The 17746-nt window shown below is 49.9% G+C and carries 13 protein-coding genes and 3 pseudogenes; 13 read left to right on the top strand and 3 right to left on the bottom strand.

Annotation, left to right across the window (positions count from 1 at the left end; translation table 11 throughout):
- Nucleotides 1-114 precede the first annotated feature (114 nt).
- Nucleotides 115-1284, bottom strand: coding sequence for a tetracycline resistance MFS efflux pump (locus I656_RS10745; protein WP_033005128.1), 1170 nt, complete (start codon nt 1282-1284; stop codon nt 115-117).
- A gap of 269 nt (nt 1285-1553) precedes the next feature.
- On the opposite strand from I656_RS10745, the gene I656_RS10750 reads away from it, so the two are divergent.
- Entirely contained in the window at nt 1554-2933 is a 1380-nt protein-coding gene (locus I656_RS10750; RefSeq protein ID WP_015375012.1) for a D-serine ammonia-lyase, read from the top strand.
- A 51-nt stretch (nt 2934-2984) separates the two neighbouring features.
- The gene (locus I656_RS10755; protein ID WP_015375011.1) at nt 2985-3542 is read left to right on the top strand and encodes a sugar O-acetyltransferase; all 558 of its coding nucleotides are present in this window, start codon (nt 2985-2987) and stop codon (nt 3540-3542) included.
- Nucleotides 3543-3602: 60 nt separating this feature from the next.
- Here I656_RS10755 and I656_RS10760 read toward each other — a convergent pair whose 3' ends face one another.
- Nucleotides 3603-4253: a cyclase family protein gene (locus I656_RS10760; RefSeq protein WP_033005122.1), complete on the bottom strand. Its 651-nt coding sequence runs from the start codon at nt 4251-4253 to the stop codon at nt 3603-3605.
- A gap of 426 nt (nt 4254-4679) precedes the next feature.
- Between I656_RS10760 and I656_RS0115090 the strand changes: the two are divergent.
- From I656_RS0115090 to I656_RS10790, 10 genes and pseudogenes are all read left to right on the top strand, one after another.
- A pseudogene (locus I656_RS0115090) lies at nt 4680-6115 on the top strand (aldehyde dehydrogenase family protein).
- Nucleotides 6116-6459: 344 nt separating this feature from the next.
- On the top strand, nt 6460-7224 hold the full coding sequence (locus I656_RS10765; RefSeq protein ID WP_033005120.1) for an enoyl-CoA hydratase: 765 nt from the start codon (nt 6460-6462) through the stop codon (nt 7222-7224).
- 86 nt (nt 7225-7310) lie between these two features.
- Entirely contained in the window at nt 7311-7544 is a 234-nt protein-coding gene (locus I656_RS19025; protein ID WP_020754447.1) for a pyrrolidone-carboxylate peptidase, read from the top strand.
- Nucleotides 7538-7798 (top strand): pyrrolidone-carboxylate peptidase, encoded by a 261-nt coding sequence (locus I656_RS19020; RefSeq protein ID WP_020754446.1) that lies wholly within the window; start codon nt 7538-7540, stop codon nt 7796-7798. Before I656_RS19025 ends, I656_RS19020 begins: the two co-directional genes overlap by 7 nt.
- 272 nt (nt 7799-8070) lie before the next feature.
- The gene (locus tag I656_RS10770) at nt 8071-9165 is read left to right on the top strand and encodes a GntR family transcriptional regulator (protein WP_013523914.1); all 1095 of its coding nucleotides are present in this window, start codon (nt 8071-8073) and stop codon (nt 9163-9165) included.
- 94 nt (nt 9166-9259) lie between these two features.
- A complete protein-coding gene (gene araD, locus I656_RS10775; RefSeq protein ID WP_020754444.1) occupies nt 9260-9946 on the top strand; it encodes an L-ribulose-5-phosphate 4-epimerase in 687 nt (228 codons plus the stop codon).
- Between the two features lie 16 nt (nt 9947-9962).
- Nucleotides 9963-11656 (top strand): annotated as a pseudogene (locus I656_RS0115080) (ribulokinase).
- A 16-nt stretch (nt 11657-11672) separates the two neighbouring features.
- Nucleotides 11673-13163: an L-arabinose isomerase gene (gene araA / locus I656_RS10780; RefSeq protein WP_033005126.1), complete on the top strand. Its 1491-nt coding sequence runs from the start codon at nt 11673-11675 to the stop codon at nt 13161-13163.
- A 112-nt stretch (nt 13164-13275) separates the two neighbouring features.
- On the top strand, nt 13276-14577 hold the full coding sequence (locus I656_RS10785) for a glycoside hydrolase family 27 protein (protein ID WP_033005117.1): 1302 nt from the start codon (nt 13276-13278) through the stop codon (nt 14575-14577).
- Between the two features lie 127 nt (nt 14578-14704).
- Nucleotides 14705-15646 carry an arabinan endo-1,5-alpha-L-arabinosidase gene (locus I656_RS10790; RefSeq protein ID WP_020754439.1) on the top strand — a complete coding sequence of 314 codons (942 nt, stop codon included), beginning with the start codon at nt 14705-14707 and terminating at the stop codon, nt 15644-15646.
- Nucleotides 15647-15694: 48 nt separating this feature from the next.
- Here the strand turns inward: I656_RS10790 and I656_RS17745 are convergent.
- Nucleotides 15695-15910: pseudogene (locus I656_RS17745) on the bottom strand (IS982 family transposase); the annotation flags it as partial.
- A gap of 467 nt (nt 15911-16377) precedes the next feature.
- Between I656_RS17745 and I656_RS10795 the strand changes: the two are divergent.
- The gene (locus tag I656_RS10795; RefSeq protein ID WP_050572297.1) at nt 16378-17718 is read left to right on the top strand and encodes a sugar ABC transporter substrate-binding protein; all 1341 of its coding nucleotides are present in this window, start codon (nt 16378-16380) and stop codon (nt 17716-17718) included.
- Nucleotides 17719-17746 lie beyond the last annotated feature (28 nt).

The raw sequence follows: 17746 nt of genomic DNA, 5'->3' as shown, positions 1-17746 counted from the left end.
TGTGACCAGTGCGCTAGGTTAGACGGGGCTCGCTTTCATCCCACCCCTCAAGGAGTGGGCTTTTTCGCTCGCTGATCTGTAACAGGGGATGTCCACATCCGTCCTCCTCTTGTGTCAAAGGGCCGAGTCTTTTTGCATCATGGCTCGTTGAAACGATTGAAAAACAGCGAAGGAAATGAATGTTAGCACAATCCCTGACATATATGGCAAACTGGACTTTAAGGTGAACAACCAGCCGGCGATCGCCGGACCGCCGATGCGGCCGAGCGAATCGAACGATGATAAGACGCCTGTTGCGCTTCCTTGGCCGTCCGCCGTATATTTCGTCAACAACGCGGAGACGCACGGGCGGATGATGCCGTTTCCAATGCCGAAAATCGTTAAATAGAGCGCGGCTGTCCAAAAGCTGTGAACGAATAAAATGAGAAAAAAGCCAACTGCTGACAGGAACAGCCCGAAACGAATGACAGCGCCTTCCCCGAATGAGCGGATCAGTTTTCCAAGCAGCCCTCCTTGAACGACGGCTCCTGCAAGCCCCATGATCATAAAGATGTAGCCAAGTTCCGTCGACGAAAGTCCCGCTCGTTCAGCGGCAAAGTAGGCGAACGTCGCCTCAAGTCCGGCGAGGGAAAACGTTGTGATCAGCTGCAGTAGGTATAGGCGCGCTACAGGCCCTTGGAGGGCGGCCGCAAGCGATGGCCGCTTTGTTCGTATATTCATTCGTTTTTCTCTCGGAAGCGACTCATGCAAGAAAACGAAAACGAATAGAGCGGTCAAGAGCGCCAAGCAGCCTGCCATCCAAAACGGAGCGGTTAAGCTCGTTTTCGAGAACACGCCGCCGATCCCCGGTCCGAAAATGAATCCAAGCCCAACGGCCGCTCCGATCATCCCCATTCCTTTGCCCCGGTCTTCTTCCGTTGTCACATCTGCGACGTACGCCATAGCGGCCGGCATCGTGGCCGCCGATAGACATCCGCCGATGATGCGAGCGGCAAACAACATCCAAAGTTTTGTCGCGACGGCGAGCAAGAAAAACGAAAGGGCCAAACCGAAAATGCCGACAAGCAGCATCGGCTTTCGTCCATAGCGGTCCGATAAATTCCCCCACATCGGCGCAAATAAAAATTGCATGAGCGAATACACGGCCATCAACCAGCCGAGCTGCGTTGGCGTCGCGCCGATTTTTTCTGCGTAAAACGGAAGGACGGGAATGATGATGCCAAACCCGGCCATGACCAAAAACATCACGAGAAACAAAAGCGATAAATCGCGACGATTGCTCATGATCATCATCTCCACGATATGGTTTGCCTCTTTCATCATAATGGAAAGACAGGCGTTTTTCAAAGCAGATCGCACCTTGCTTGGCCGTTCCGACGAGGCTGGGATCACTCCCGAATGTCATCCACAACCCATTTTCCTTCCTCCCCATTGACAATGGAAGCGGTTTTCGCGAGACTGGAGGTAAACGGTTCGACAAACAATGAAGCGGACTTTGGACCGGCATCCGCCCAGGGTGCGAAACGACAAACACGCATGGGAGAGAATGGTGCATGATGACCAAAAACGAAATCCAAAAGTGGGTAAAGGAATTCCCGCTGCTTGAAATGATCATGGCGGCCGAAGAGGTGTTTTGGCGCAATCCAAAATATCACGCGTTTGCGCAAGCTATTCAAACGATTCCTTTACGCGAGCGCGATGTTAAGGAGGCGGAAGAACGATTGCGCCGCTTTGCCCCCTACATCGCGAAAGTTTTTCCCGAGACGCGGCCGGCCTATGGCATCATCGAATCCCCTTTAGTCCGGATTCCGAACATGCAACGGCGTTTGGAAAAGATGTTTCAGACCAACATCGAGGGGGAGCTGTTGCTAAAATGCGACAGCCATCTCCCGATTTCCGGGTCGATCAAGGCGCGTGGGGGCATTTACGAAGTGTTGAAACACGCGGAAGATCTTGCGCTCGCAAACGGTATGATCGCCATAGGAGAGGACTATGCGGTCATGGCCAGCGAAGAATTCCGGCAGTTCTTTTCCCGCTATTCGCTTGTCGTCGGTTCGACAGGAAATTTAGGCTTGAGCATCGGCATCATCGGGGCGCAGCTTGGGTTCCGCGTCACCGTTCATATGTCAGCCGATGCGAAACAATGGAAAAAAGACTTATTGCGAAGCAAAGGGGTCACCGTCATCGAACATCTCACTGATTACAACAAAGTGGTGGAAGAGGCGCGAAGACAGTCCGCCGAGGATCCAACGTCGTATTTTATCGATGATGAGAACTCGATCCATCTGTTTTTAGGCTATGCGGTGGCGGCGTTTCGGCTGAAAAAGCAATTAGAGGACATGAACATCACGGTTGATGAAACCCATCCGCTCTTTGTGTATCTTCCTTGCGGCGTCGGCGGCGGTCCGGGCGGGGTGACGTTTGGGCTGAAGCTCGTGTACGGCGATCATGTGCATTGCTTTTTCGCTGAGCCGACGCATTCGCCTTGCATGCTGCTTGGGTTGATGACAGGAGAGCACGACCGCGTGTCGGTGCAAGATTTTGGCCTCGACAATAAGACCGAAGCGGACGGGCTAGCGGTGGGGCGGCCGTCGCGGCTGGTGGGAAACATGCTTGAGAACGTCATCAGCGGCGTCTATACGGTGGACGATTCGACGCTTTACCGCTTGCTCGCGGCGATGGTGGAAACGGAGGAAATCTATTTAGAGCCGTCCGCCTTGGCGGGGGTGGCGGGGCCTGTTCGGCTGTTTCGTGATTTGGCGGGGCAAACGTACGTAGAGGCAAACGGTTTGAAAGAAAAGATGAAAAACGCCGTCCATATTGGCTGGGCGACGGGTGGAAGCATGGTGCCAAAGGATGTGATGGAGGCCTATTATCGGGAAGGCGTGCGCATCGAAACGATGACAGGGAACGGTTTTTCTGAAGGACGATAAGATCATTCCATGGAGTTTTGAAACGAATGCATGAAATGTTGGAGGGGTTCGATGAAAACCGAAAAAGAAAAGATGGTAGCGGGACACTTGTACAATCCCGCTGATCCGGAGCTCGTCAAGGAGCGGGAGCGGGCGCGGCGGCTCGTTCGTTTGTATAACGAAACGTTGGAAACGGAATATGAAAAGCGAACCGCTCTGCTCAAAGAACTGTTCGGTTCAACGGGAGAACGGCTGTTTATCGAGCCGAACTTCCGCTGCGACTACGGCTACAACATTCACGTCGGTGAAGACTTTTTTATGAACTTTGATGGCGTGATTTTGGATGTATGCGAAGTGCGAATCGGCGACCATTGTTTTATTGGTCCTGGTGTGCACATTTATACGGCGACTCACCCGCTCGATCCGCACGAACGAAATTCCGGGTTGGAGTACGGAAAGCCGGTTGTGATCGGCCATAACGTCTGGATCGGCGGGCGGGCCGTCATCAACCCGGGCGTCACGATCGGCGACAACGCTGTCATCGCCTCAGGGGCGGTTGTGACAAAAGATGTCCCCGCCAACGCGGTCGTTGGCGGAAACCCGGTGAAAGTGATCAAATGGCTCAAATAGCCCAAGGCCGCGCCCCGCGCAAAGCATGTGCGGGGCGTTTGGTTGCATCATCCTTCTTTGTTACGCCCACTGCACCGCCACCGCCCGAACAGGCGAACCGTCGCAGCCAGGCAAGGAAAGAGGGAGGGCAATAATATACGGGTCATCAAAATCGATTCGCTCGAAGTTCACGAAATTTTCTCCGATCACCCCGTTGGCGCCAAGAATAAGTTCGTGGGCGCGGAACGACGAGCCGTCCGGCGGGTCGATGTTGAGCGCGTCAATGAAAAACGTGCGAACCCCTCGCCCAAGCATCGCTTCAATCACATCCGGCGCGACGTACGGATGGCGGAAATACCGCTTTGTTCCGGCGTATTGCGACCAGCCGGTATGAAACAACACAATGGTTCCCGGTGACAGCTTCGGGATATACGGAGCGGCATCGGCCATCGTCACCGCTTCGCCTTCCGCTTTCCCCGTGGCATCGATCACGATGCCGCGGCCAAGAAAATACGTGAGCGGCACGTCATCGAGCCGCCAACCGTGTTCGCAAAAGTGAAACGGCGCATCCACATGCGTGCCGCTATGCGACCCAAGCACAAGGCGGCTGACGTGATAGCCGTCTTGGGCGAACGTCGCCGCCGGTTCGATTTTCGGCTTCGGATCCCCCGGGTACACCGGAGTTTGGGCCGTGATCGGCATGGTGAGGTCGATGAGTGTTTTGATGTTCATTTCCAAATCTCCTTCTACACTATTTTTGGCTGCTTTTATCATACAACAAAAACATAGGAGAAGGAGGAATTAGAAAGCCATCATCATGCCTTGCGGGGCTGAACGGTTAGCTGAGGAAATGTTGCGCCGAACGTTGGGCGGCCGGTGACCAAGGGCTATGTTGCTTGTCTTTCCGCGAACAGGGGCAAGCAGTTTGGCGGCAAACCGAGCGACGGAGTGTTATCATAGAGAGGGGAGGGGAACGTCACCCGTAACGAGAGAGGCGAATGATGGCGCTGCATGGCAACGGACGGCTTTCGTAAACAAAGGACAAGTGGAAGGATTTTCACGCGCGATGGCGAATGAAACAAATAAACAGGGCATGCGGGACATATACTGAAGGGGAAAATTTCGGCCGCGTGCTTAAAAGAAGGGAAGGGTGAAAAGATGTCAATCGCGGTGCAGAAACAGAAGCTATACATCAACGGCGAATGGCGGGAAGGGAAGTCTTACACTGAACTGAAATCACCGTATTCACGCGAGACGATCGCCGAGATCCCGGCTGCATCGGAAGAAGAAGTTGACGAAGCGATCGCGGCGGCGTACGCCGCGCGGCAAACGATGGCGGCTATGCCGGCGCATGAACGAGCCGCCATTTTAGAGCGGGTCGGCGAGCAGCTGAAAGCGCGGCAGGAAGAAGCGGCAAGGTTGATCGCACTGGAAGCAGCCAAACCGATCACCACGGCGAAAGGGGAAGTCGCCCGCACGATCCAAACGTACAAATTCGCCGCCGAAGAAGCGAAGCGCATTCACGGGGAAACGCTGCCGCTTGACGCCGCGCCGGGCGGGGAACATCGCATCGCCTTGACGGTCCGCGAGCCGATCGGCGTCATTGGAGCGATTACGCCGTTTAACTTCCCGATGAACTTGGTGGCCCATAAACTTGGCCCGGCCATCGCCTCGGGCAACACCGTTGTGTTGAAGCCAGCCAGCCAAACGCCGCTGTCCGCCTACTTTATTGCCGAACTGTTCGAAAAAGCCGGTTTGCCGAAAGGGGCGCTCAACGTCGTCACCGGAAGCGGCCGCACGGTCGGCGACAAAATCGTCACCGACCCGCGCATCAGCATGATCACCTTCACCGGCAGCCCGGAAGTCGGCATCGCGATCCGCAATAAAGCTGGCTTAAAGCGGGTGACGCTCGAGCTCGGCTCGAACTCGGCCGTGATCGTCGATGAACAGGTCGATCTTGACCGCATCATCCGCGCTGCGTGTTCGGTGCGTTCACGTTCCAAGGGCAGGTGTGCATTTCACTCCAGCGCATTTACGTGCATGAGAATCGTTATGACGAGTTCGTCGAAAAATTTGTCGCCGCCGCGAAACAGTTGAAAACAGGCGACCCGTTGGATCCAACCACCGATGTATCCGCCTTGATTACGCCAAACGATGTCGACCGGGCGCTCTCTTGGATCGAGGAGGCGAAACAAGGCGGCGCAAACGTCGTCCTCGGCGGCGAGCGCGACGGCAATATCTTGCTTCCGACGGTCATTGTGGACGCCGAACCGACGATGAAAGTGTCTTGCCAAGAAGTGTTCGCCCCGATCGTCTTGATCAACCGCGTCCGTTCGATCGATGAAGCCATTGAACTGGTCAATGACTCGCGCTACGGCTTGCAGGCGGGCATCTACACCGACAACGTCCATACCGCGTGGAAAGCGGCGAAGCAGTTGCACGTCGGCGGCGTGCTCATCAACGACATCCCGACGTTCCGCGTCGACCATATGCCATACGGCGGCGTGAAAGAAAGCGGGTTTGGCCGTGAAGGCATTCGTTATGCGATTGAAGAAATGACGGAGTTGAAGTTGATTATTTTTAACGAAAACTAAAATTATAGATGGAAAAAGTTAGGGTAAATGAGGATTCCGATTGGAGATGGGTTGTTTCCTTTGTTTGCGTGGCTTCTGCCGTTTGTGCTGTTTGTGGCAGTTAATATGGATCGCCTTCTCCATCGGGAGTATGGGGTGCCGGCTCGAACGGATCGAGCGGCTGCTTGCTGCTTTAGGCGAGGAGAAAGGACGGCTGTAAAGAAAGCAGGCAAACATACACGGTAAAATGCAATGAAAGGGAGGGTGCCTTGACTGCGGGCACCCAGTTTTTCATGCACAAAAAAGGAATTTTGCCCTCCGATCGGGAAATGAATAAATGAATGATGATTCAGAGGGGGAGAACGATGGAAACAGTTGTTTTGACATTTGACCAAAACAAAGCAATACTGGAACTCAATCGCCCGCAGGCGCTCAATGCGATGGATGTACAAATGTTGCATGAGCTCGTCGACGCGCTGCGGAAAATCAAGGAAAGCGACGCTTCCGTTGTCGTCATTCGCGGCAGAGGAAGAGGATTTTCGGCTGGGGGCGACATTAAGACGATGCTCGCTGTCGATGATCCAAACCAGTTTCAGACGGTGATGAATACGATTCGGGAGATGATCATGCTCTTGTATACGATGCCGAAAATCACCGTTTCCCTCATCCATGGCCCAGCGGCTGGCCTTGGATTCAGCTTCGCCTTGGCAAGCGATTATCTTATCGCCACGAAAGAAGCGCGCCTGGCGATGAATTTCATCGGCATCGGCCTCATCCCTGATGGCGGCGGGCATTTCTTCCTGGCGCAGCGGGTCGGCACGGCGAAAGCGAAACAGATCATTTGGGAAGGAAAACCGATGAGCGCGGACGAAGCGCAGCAGCTCGGGCTGATTGACTTCATCGTCGAAGATGAACAACAGGCGGAACAAGCAATCGCTTCCTTGCAAGAAAAACCGCTTCAAGCCATGATCGCCACGAAAATGTTGTACGTCGAACAAACAAAAGAAGATTTGCTTCGCGTGCTCGAACTTGAAACCGACGCCCAACAGCGCATGCGGCAAACCGAAGACCACCGCGAAGGCGTCCGCGCCTTTTTAGAAAAACGGAAGCCGGTGTTTGGGGGGAGGTAGGGAAAAAGTGACGGCTTCTGCCGCCGAAAAGCTCGGGTGGGAGTAGTTTTAAAGAAGGAATAGGAAAATATTGTGTTTTCGGCCGTGTGCTTCTGGTCGACTTTTCACAGTCATCCTTGTGTTGCTTAGAGTACTTAGAACAAATCCAACCCGATGTCGTCATGTCTCTCGGCCTCGCCGCCGAGCGTACAAAAATCACCTCAGAACGAGTGGCGATCAATTGTCAAGACGGAGGGCCGGATAATCGCGGCATGCGGGTGCAAGATGAGCTGATTGTCGAAGAGGGGCCTGGGGCCTATTTCTCGGCCTTGCTTTGCTGATCCGCCGACTTGTCAACGTCTTGAATGAGCGGGGTTATCCTGCGCAAATCTCTAATACAGCGGGAACGTATTTGTGCAACCATGTCATGTATTCTGTCTTTCATAAAGTAAGTACTGAAAATTTATCCGTGCAGGCTGGCTTTGTCCACCTTCCCGCCTCGCACGAACTTGCTGTTCAGCGGCCGACTTTCCCGAGTTGGTCGTACAAGGATTTGCGGGATGCGGTGATGTCGATGATTGAAGAGTTAGAGTAGTTCGTTGTTTGTCTCCGTCCCTTTTTCATTAGGGGAGTTCTCTCTAATCCCCGATGAAGAAGGGATTTTTTGTGCAAAAAAGCCCCTAATTATTTTAGCTAATTCCTTTGATACATTTTAGAAGAAAGTAAGAGAATAGGGTTGTCCTGCTGTCTAATCCAGTGAATTTTGTGGATGAAATGTTGTTGAAATTGGAGAAATAGATACGGACAAATAAAAACTGCTATAATAAAATTAATTTGTATCTCATTATTTTATCATTGAGGTGGACTATGAAGGAGAAAACGCTGCCGAAATATCTGCAATTAAAACAAGAAATTTTATCTTGGATCATTTCCGGACAAATGAAGCCGGATGAGAAAATTCCGACCGAGCATGAGATCGCCAACCAGTTTCAACTAAGCCGACATACCGTTCGGCAAGCGCTCGGGGAACTCGAGAAGGAAGGATGGCTGTACAAAATCCAAGGGAGCGGCACATTTGTGTCCCGACCGAAGCCGAAAGAACAGGTGGATACGAAAACGATCGGAATCGTAACGACCTATATTTCCGATTATATTTTTCCCCATATCGTCCGCGGAGCGGAGGAGACGCTACGGGAAAAAGGATACCGTCTTTTGCTTGCCAGCACGAATAACGACAAACAGAGAGAGAAAGAACAGCTTGAGGAGATGATCCGGGAGCCGTTGAGCGGGCTGATCATCGAGCCGACCAAAAGTGCGCAAGGGAATCCGAACCTTGGCTATTACTTGTCGCTCAACAACCTTCACATCCCGTACGTTATGATTAACGCCCGTTATTTGGAAGTGAGCTGTCCATGCGTGAAAATGGACGATGAGCAGGGAGGATTTTTATTGACCGATCATCTCATTCGTTTAGGGCATCGCCGAATTGCCGGTTTCTTTAAAACTGACGATTTGCAAGGGGTGGATCGTTTGCGCGGCTTTATTCGCGCCCATCAGCAACACGAGGTGCCTGTGGCCACGGAGTATCTTCTTTCCTACGCAACAGAGGAGAAATGGACAAAGCCGCTTGAGGTGGCGCGGGAGTTTTTGCAGCGGCCGAAAGAGGAGCGCCCGACAGCCTTTGTGTGCTACAACGATGAGCTGGCGATTTTGCTTCTTGAAGTCATTCGCCAACAAGGGCTGTCAGTTCCCGATGATCTTTCGATTGTAGGGTTTGATGACTCGACGTTTGCGACAGCGACGGAGGTGAAATTGACGACGATTCGTCATCCAAAAACAGAAATGGGCGTTCAAGCGGCTGAGATGCTCATTCAAATGATCGAACAACGATCAGTCGATAAAATTGGCGATATCATTTATCGACCAGAGCTAATTGTCCGTAACTCAACAAAGGAAATTTAAAAAATGTACGAGGCATCAAAAAAGTTATAGAAAAATTGTACGTACAATAATATAATGGAGGTGAGGAGTTTTTTTATAGAGGGAGTGGAGGCTGATGCTTGAGGAATTGAAACGAGCCGTATTAGAGGCCAACCTGCAGCTCCCGCAATACCGCCTCGTGACGTTTACGTGGGGAAATGTGAGCGGGATTGATCGGGAGCGCGGGTTGGTTGTCATTAAGCCAAGCGGGGTGGCGTATGACAAGTTGACCATTGATGATATGGTGGTCGTGGATTTAACTGGAAATGTGGTGGAAGGGGACTTAAAACCGTCGTCGGACACCCCTACCCATCTTTGGTTGTATAAGCAATTTCCGGGGATCGGAGGAATTGTTCATACCCATTCGACTTGGGCGACTGTTTGGGCGCAGGCCGGAAAAGGAATTCCGGCATTAGGAACGACACACGCAGACTATTTCTATGGGGAAATTCCGTGCACCCGGCCGATGACCAATGAAGAAATTCAGGGAGCCTATGAACTAGAGACTGGAAAGGTCATTACGGAAACGTTCCGCTTTCTCGACCCGTTGCAAATGCCAGGTGTTTTGGTGCACGGCCATGGCCCGTTTGCTTGGGGGAAAGATCCAGCGAACGCGGTTCATAATGCCGTTGTCTTGGAAGAAGTAGCGAAAATGGCGGCAAGAACGTACATGCTCAATCCAAATGCACAGCCGATCAGCCAAACGCTGCTTGATCGCCACTATTTGCGCAAGCATGGCGCAAACGCTTACTATGGGCAGTAAAGGGAGGGAGACCGAGATGGGGAAAAAGTATGTCATTGGCATTGACTATGGCACCGAATCGGGACGAGCCGTTCTCGTTGATCTAGAAGGAAACGAAATTGCGGACCATGTCACTCCGTACCCCCACGGAGTTATTGATGAAGTATTGCCAGAATCGAACGTACAACTCGAGCCAGACTGGGCGCTGCAACACCCGGCTGATTATATTGAAGTATTGGCGACCGCTGTCCCGACGGTATTGCAAAAGTCAGGGGTCAACCCAGCCGATGTGATCGGGGTCGGCATTGATTTTACTTCATGCACGATGCTGCCGGTTGATGCTTCTGGCGAGCCGCTTTGCCTAAAGCCAGAATTCAGGAACCGTCCGCACAGTTGGGTGAAATTGTGGAAGCACCATGCCGCTCAAGATGAGGCGAACTTGCTCAATGAAATTGCGGCCAAACGAGGCGAAGCGTTTTTACCGAGATACGGCGGAAAAATTTCATCTGAATGGATGATTGCGAAAATTTGGCAGATTCTAAACGAAGATCCGGAGATTTACGAACAGACCGACCTTTTTCTTGAGGCGACTGATTGGGTCATTTTCAAAATGACTGGGAATATCGTCCGGAATAGCTGTGCGGCGGGCTATAAGTCGATTTGGCATAAACAAGACGGCTATCCAAGCAAGGAGTTTTTCCGGGCGCTCGACCCGCGGCTAGAACACTTAACAGAAACGAAACTGCGCGGTCCGATCGTTCCGCTCGGCACGAGAGCAGGTGTGCTGACCAATGAAATGGCCGCTATGATGGGCCTCCTTCCGGGAACAGCTGTCGCCGTCGGAAATGTCGATGCCCATGCGGCCGTACCAGGCGTCGGAGTTGTCGAGCCTGGCAAGTTGGTCATGGCGATGGGAACCTCGATTTGCCACATGCTGCTGGGCACGGAAGAAAAATATGTCGAAGGCATGTGCGGCGTTGTGGAAGACGGCATCATTCCCGGATATTTCGGTTACGAAGCCGGCCAATCGGCGGTGGGGGACATTTTTGCTTGGTATGTCGAACAAGGCGTTCCGGCTTATGTCAAAGAAGCAGCTGAAAAAGAAGGCGTCAGCGTTCATGAATGGCTTGAGAAGCGAGCCGCCGCCTATCGGCCGGGGGAAACCGGGTTGCTTGCGTTGGACTGGTGGAACGGCAATCGCTCCGTATTGGTTGATACCGATTTAACAGGCTCATCGTCGGATACACACTGTTGACAAAACCAGAAGAGATTTACCGCGCCCTGCTTGAAGCCACGGCCTTTGGCACGCGCAAAATTATTGATGCGTTTGTTGAAAACGGTGTCAACGTTGACGAGTTGTACGCGTGCGGCGGGTTGCCGCAAAAAAATAAGCTGCTCATGCAAATTTATGCCGATGTGACCAACCGCGAGATCAAAATCGCGGCGTCGAAGCAAACCCCGGCAGTGGGGGCTGCCATGTTCGCGGCGGTCGCGGCCGGCAAAGAGAACGGTGGTTATGAATCAATCGTTGAGGCGGCGCGAAACATGGGAAAAGTGCGTGAAGAGACGTTCAAACCGATTCCGGAGAATGTCGCGATGTACGAGCAGTTGTACCAAGAATATACGAAGTTGCATGACTACTTCGGCCGTGGGGAAAACGATGTCATGAAACGGCTCAAGCATTGGAAAGAAACCGCACGAGCGGCGAAAGAATCTATGACTTTATCGTGAACGGGGAGGAGCAATGATGCTGTCATTACGTCCTTATGAATTTTGGTTTGTGACAGGAAGTCAGCACTTGTACGGAGAAGAAGCGTTAAAACAAGTCGAAGAACATTCAAGAATCATGGTCAATGAATGGAATCGCGATTCGGTGTTTCCGTTCCCATTCGTTTTCAAATCAGTCGTGACGACGCCAGAGGAAATCCGGCGCGTTTGCCTTGAGGCGAATGCGAGCGAACAATGCGCTGGGGTCATCACTTGGATGCATACATTCTCGCCAGCGAAGATGTGGATTGGCGGCCTTTTGGAGCTGCGAAAACCGTTATTGCATCTTCACACTCAATTTAACCGTGATATTCCGTGGGACAGCATCGATATGGACTTTATGAACTTAAACCAATCGGCTCACGGTGACCGGGAATACGGATTTATCGGCGCGAGAATGGGCGTGGCCCGGAAAGTGATCGTCGGGTATTGGGAAGACCCGAGTGTCCGTGAGCGGCTGGCGAAATGGATGCGAACAGCTGTTGCCTTTGAGGAAAGCCGCAACCTAAAAGTGGCTCGTTTTGGCGACAACATGCGTGAAGTGGCTGTGACGGAAGGGGACAAAGTCGGAGCGCAAATTCAATTCGGCTGGTCGGTCAACGGCTATGGCATCGGGGATTTAGTCCAATACATCCGCGATGTTTCTGAACAAAAAGTGAACGAGTTGCTCGATGAATACGAGGAGCTGTACGACATTGTACCCGCCGGCCATCAAAAAGGTCCCGTTCGCGAATCAATTCGTGAACAGGCGCGGATTGAACTCGGGCTGAAAGCCTTTTTGCAGGATGGGAACTTTACCGCTTTCACGACGACGTTCGAGGACTTGCATGGGATGAAGCAGCTCCCGGGACTTGCCGTTCAGCGACTCATGGCGGAAGGCTACGGCTTTGGCGGCGAAGGCGACTGGAAAACAGCCGCCCTCGTCCGGTTGATGAAAGTCATGGCCGACGGCAAAGGGACGTCGTTCATGGAAGATTACACGTATCACTTCGAGCCGGGCAACGAAATGATTCTTGGCGCGCATATGCTCGAAGTATGCCCGACCATCGCGGCAACCAAACCAAGAATCGAAGTTCATCCGCTTTCCATCGGAGGAAAAGAAGATCCGGCCCGTCTTGTGTTTGACGGCGGCGAGGGTGCGGCGGTCAACGCGTCATTGATCGACTTAGGGCACCGTTTCCGACTCATCGTCAATGAAGTCGATGCGGTAAAACCGGAACATAACATGCCGAAACTGCCAGTCGCCCGCATTTTATGGAAGCCTCGCCCGTCGCTTCGCGACTCCGCTGAAGCATGGATTTTGGCTGGCGGCGCCCACCATACGTGCTTCTCATTTGCGGTTACAACAGAACAGCTGCAAGACTTTGCGGAAATGGCAAGGATTGAATGTGTCGTGATCAATGAACAGACATCCGTCTCGTCGTTCAAAAACGAGCTGAGGTGGAATGAGGTGGTTTGGAGGGGACGGTAAGATTTCATGTGCAGATCCGTAATATGACGTGGCATCGGGGACATGGGCTGACTTGAGGGGAGGGCTCATGTCCTCTTATTCTAATAAGGATGTGCAGAGAGGAGATGCAAGTATGCATCACTATCAGTGGGCAAAAACCCCACCAATGGGATGGAATAGCTGGGATTGTTATGGGGCATCAGTTACGGAAGATGAAGTAAAAGGAAATGCGGAATATATGGCAAAATACTTAAAACCATTTGGATGGGAATATGTTGTGGTCGATATTCAGTGGTATGAACCCGGCGCCAATTCGTCAATTTACCGTCCGTTTGTCCCATTAGAGATGGATGAATATTCACGTTTGATGCCGGCGGTAAATCGGTTTCCATCGGCCAAGGGAGGAAAGGGATTTAAACCGCTGGCCGATTACATCCACAGTCTTGGACTAAAGTTTGGTATTCATATTATGCGGGGAATTCCACGTCAAGCTGTTCATCAAAATACACCAATTTTGGGTACGAATGTAGGCGCGCGCGATATTGCGGATACGAACTCAATTTGCCCTTGGAACACTGATATGTATGGAGTAGACCATCGAAAAGAAGGGGCGCAGGCTTATTACGATTCCTTATTTCAGCTTTATGCGCAATGGGGAGTCGATTTTGTAAAAGTCGATGACATTGCTGCATCAAAACTTTATGGTACCCATACGGAAGAAATCAAAATGATTCGTAAGGCAATTGATCGCTGCGGACGCCCTATGGTTCTTAGCCTGTCGCCTGGACCAGCTCCACTTGATCATGCTACGTTGTTTGTGGAAAATGCGAATATGTGGCGAATGACTGATGATTTCTGGGATCGATGGGAATTGCTTTATGATATGTTTGAGCGATGCTATAAATGGTGCAAGCTTGTTGGTCCAGGGCATTGGCCCGATGCGGATATGCTGCCATTAGGTAATATTGGCATTCGTTCGGTAGATGGCGGTGGTACCGACCGTATGACCCGATTTACCAAAGATGAACAGCGTACGATGATGACGTTATGGATAATTTTTCGATCTCCGCTGATGTTTGGCGGTGAATTAAGAGATAATGATGAGTGGACGCTTTCTCTTTTAACAAATGAAGAAGTATTACACGTTCATCAAAATGGCTACGGAGCACGGCAAGTATATCGGGAGAATGATCATGTCGTTTGGACTTCACAGGATGCTGAAGGAAATCAGTTTGTCGCCATGTTTAACATTAGTGAAAAACGATCAGTTGTTTCTGTTTCTTTAAAAGATCTAGGATGTATGGAACCTATGAAGGCTAGGGATTTGTGGGCCAAAGAGGATCTAGGATTAGTTAAACATCAACTGGCATTTGAATTAGGTCCCCATCAGTCGATATTGGTGAAATTATCCCCAGCTGTAGGGAAGGGGTTATAGACTTTGTTTTTTTGATTCTTAAAGAATTGAGAAACTATGGCATGTTCCATCTCAGCAATGGTTTTGGGCTTAAAACAATATGTTATAAAGTTCTGAAAATAATCCAAATTAAAAGGAGACTAAGCAAATGGTTCATTTCCACCCCTTTGGCAATGTTAACTTTTACGAAATGGATTGGAGTCTTAAGGGAGATTTATGGGCTCATGATCCAGTCATCGCAAAAGAGGGAAGTCGATGGTATGTTTTTCACACCGGGAGCGGCATTCAAATCAAAACATCTGAAGATGGGGTTCATTGGGAGAATATGGGCCGGGTATTTCCATCGTTGCCGGATTGGTGCAAGCAGTATGTTCCAGAAAAAGACGAAGATCATTTATGGGCGCCCGATATATGTTTTTATAACGGAATTTACTATCTGTATTATTCAGTCTCTACCTTTGGAAAAAACACATCGGTGATTGGATTGGCAACCAATCGGACCCTTGACCCGCGAGATCCTGACTATGAATGGAAAGACATGGGTCCCGTTATTCATTCAACGGCTTCCGATAACTATAATGCGATAGATCCGAATGTAGTTTTTGATCAGGAAGGGCAACCTTGGTTAAGTTTCGGTTCTTTTTGGTCGGGAATTCAGTTGATTCAGCTTGACACTGAAACAATGAAACCTGCCGGGCAGGCCGAGTTGCTGACGATTGCCAGCAGGGGTGAGGAGCCTAATGCGATCGAAGCCTCTTTTATCGTGTGCCGGAACGGATATTATTATTTGTTTGTATCATTTGATTTTTGCTGCCGCGGTATTGAAAGCACGTATAAAATCGCCGTTGGTAGGTCAAAGGACATTACAGGGCCATACGTAGACAAAAATGGTGTATCGATGATGCAGGGAGGCGGCACGATTCTTGACGAAGGGAACGACCGTTGGATAGGACCAGGGCATTGCGCCGTTTATTTCTCGGGGGTTTCCGCCATTCTTGTAAACCATGCGTACGACGCTCTCAAAAACGGAGAGCCAACGTTGCAAATCCGGCCTTTGTATTGGGATGATGAAGGGTGGCCGTATTTGTAAAAGTTTCAAAAAGCGAAAAGGATATTTCCTCGTGATGCTAGTTGAACGTTAGAACTTAACTAGCCCTAGTGTAACCAGCGAATAGGCTAACAATATGCCGTCGAGGGCTACCTCAAATCCAAGATCGAACTCGCTCGGTTCTCGGTGGTACTGTATTGGTCGACCGGAATCGGGAATATCGTCTCAATCACTTTGCGTTTTGATTGGATCCACTTCCCCCATGCCTTGGACAAGACGATGTTTTTGGTTTTTTCGAGATGGAGTCTAAAACGCTATCTAGTATTCTTCGTACGGCTTTTTTGCAAGTAACTACTAATTGTTCCTTCGTAAATAAGTTCCCGGTGACAAAGCGATGCCACGCCCGTTCGGAAGTAAAGCCGAGTAGCTTCCCTAAAATGGAGTGCACTTATGAAGGAATCTTACAAGTCCTCTCCGACCGCATGGTACAAGTTGTTTAAGCCGATAAATGTGGATGACTAATATGTACGAACAAATTTGTGTAATATGAGTGGGACTTCAAAAATATGATTGACATGTACGAACAACAAAAATAAAATATAAAGTAGAATGCGCTTTCATGATTTTGTTTTTACAAAAAGATAAGGGGGGATCGTTAATTTTGTGCGTACATTAAGTTGTCGTCTCTTTAGCCTGGGGGATTGGAAAATGAAAATATGTTTTCTAGAACAGGGGGATAAAGTTAATGAGAAAAAAAAAGTAGATCATGGCTCATATTACCTGTTTTCTTACTGTTATTTAGCAATTTATTATTCGGATGTTCAGCTTTTACTGGTAGCAGCCGGGAGAATCCAACAGGTGGGGTAGAGGCAAGTAAAAAAAATAAGGATGGAACTGTATCGCTTAGTATTTCAACATGGGGGGCCCCAGACGAATTAGCTGTATTTAAAGAATTAGTTAGTAACTTTGAAAAAGACCATCCTAATATTAAACTTAGAATCATTCATATTCCAAATGATTATTCGGGAAAAATGAATACTATGCTAGCCGGGGGAACGGCTCCTGACATTGTGTTCGTGAGCGATGGGGATTTTGGCAGATGGGTTAAAGCTGGTCTCTTCCTGAATATTCAGGAAATGGTTGACAATAGTGACATTAAACTGGATGATATGTGGGAAAGCGCTTTAGGCCGATACAAGTTTGATGGTAAAAGGCTAGGGCAGGGGGATTTGTATGCCCTTCCTAAAGACATTGGTCCTTCAGTTCTCTATTATAATAAAGAACTCTTTGACAAGGCTGGCCTTCCTTATCCAGATCCTAAAAAGCCAATGACAATGGAGGAGTTTAGAGATTTGGCTATAAAGCTAACAATCGACAAAAATAAAGATGGAAAGCCTGAACAATATGGTTCGGGTCCTATCTGGTGGGAAGCATTTGTATGGTCGAATGGTGGTGAAGTTTTAAATAAAGACCGAACAGAATTTGTTTTAAATAGCCCGGAAGCGGTTGAAGCACTTCAATTTGTTGCTGATATGACATTTAAATACCATGCAGCACCCGACCCGAAAGCATTGCAGGCAATGAGTGCCGATCAGATGTTTGAAACAGGAAGAGTTGCAATGGTTTTTAATGGCCGTTGGATGGTTCCAACGTATCGCAAACTCAAATTTGATTGGGATGTTGCCCCGATTCCTGTTGGCAAAACTGGAATTTCAACTGGATGGTCAGGTTCGGTTGGTTATGCTATCAACAAGAAAACTAAGTTTCCGAAAGAGGCTTTCGAGGTTATCAGATATCTTGCTGGAGAAGAGGGACAAAAAATTCAAACAAAACTAGGTTTTGCTATTCCAACTTATAAATCACTGTCCAACACAGATTTGTTCCTACAGCCTGGTCAAAAACCTGAACACGCAGAAGTATTTATTGAAGCAGCAAAAAATCAACGCCCTGGCATCTGGACTTTGACGCCAAATAATAAATGGTTGGATATGTTGAATCAGAAACTTGCAGATTTATGGAATGGCAAAAAATCTGCAAAAGAGCTTATGGACAGTATTAAACCAGGGATTGATAAGGCATTAAAAGAAGGAAACCCGGAATTATTTGAAAAATAGTAGCAAAGTTGGCTCTTCACCAAAAGTT

The sequence above is a fragment of the Geobacillus sp. WSUCF1 genome, assembly GCF_000422025.1.
GTDB classification, from domain to species: domain Bacteria; phylum Bacillota; class Bacilli; order Bacillales; family Anoxybacillaceae; genus Geobacillus; species Geobacillus zalihae.
The sequence above is the reverse complement of the archived record's forward strand: the minus strand, read 5'-3'. Positions and strand labels throughout refer to the sequence as shown.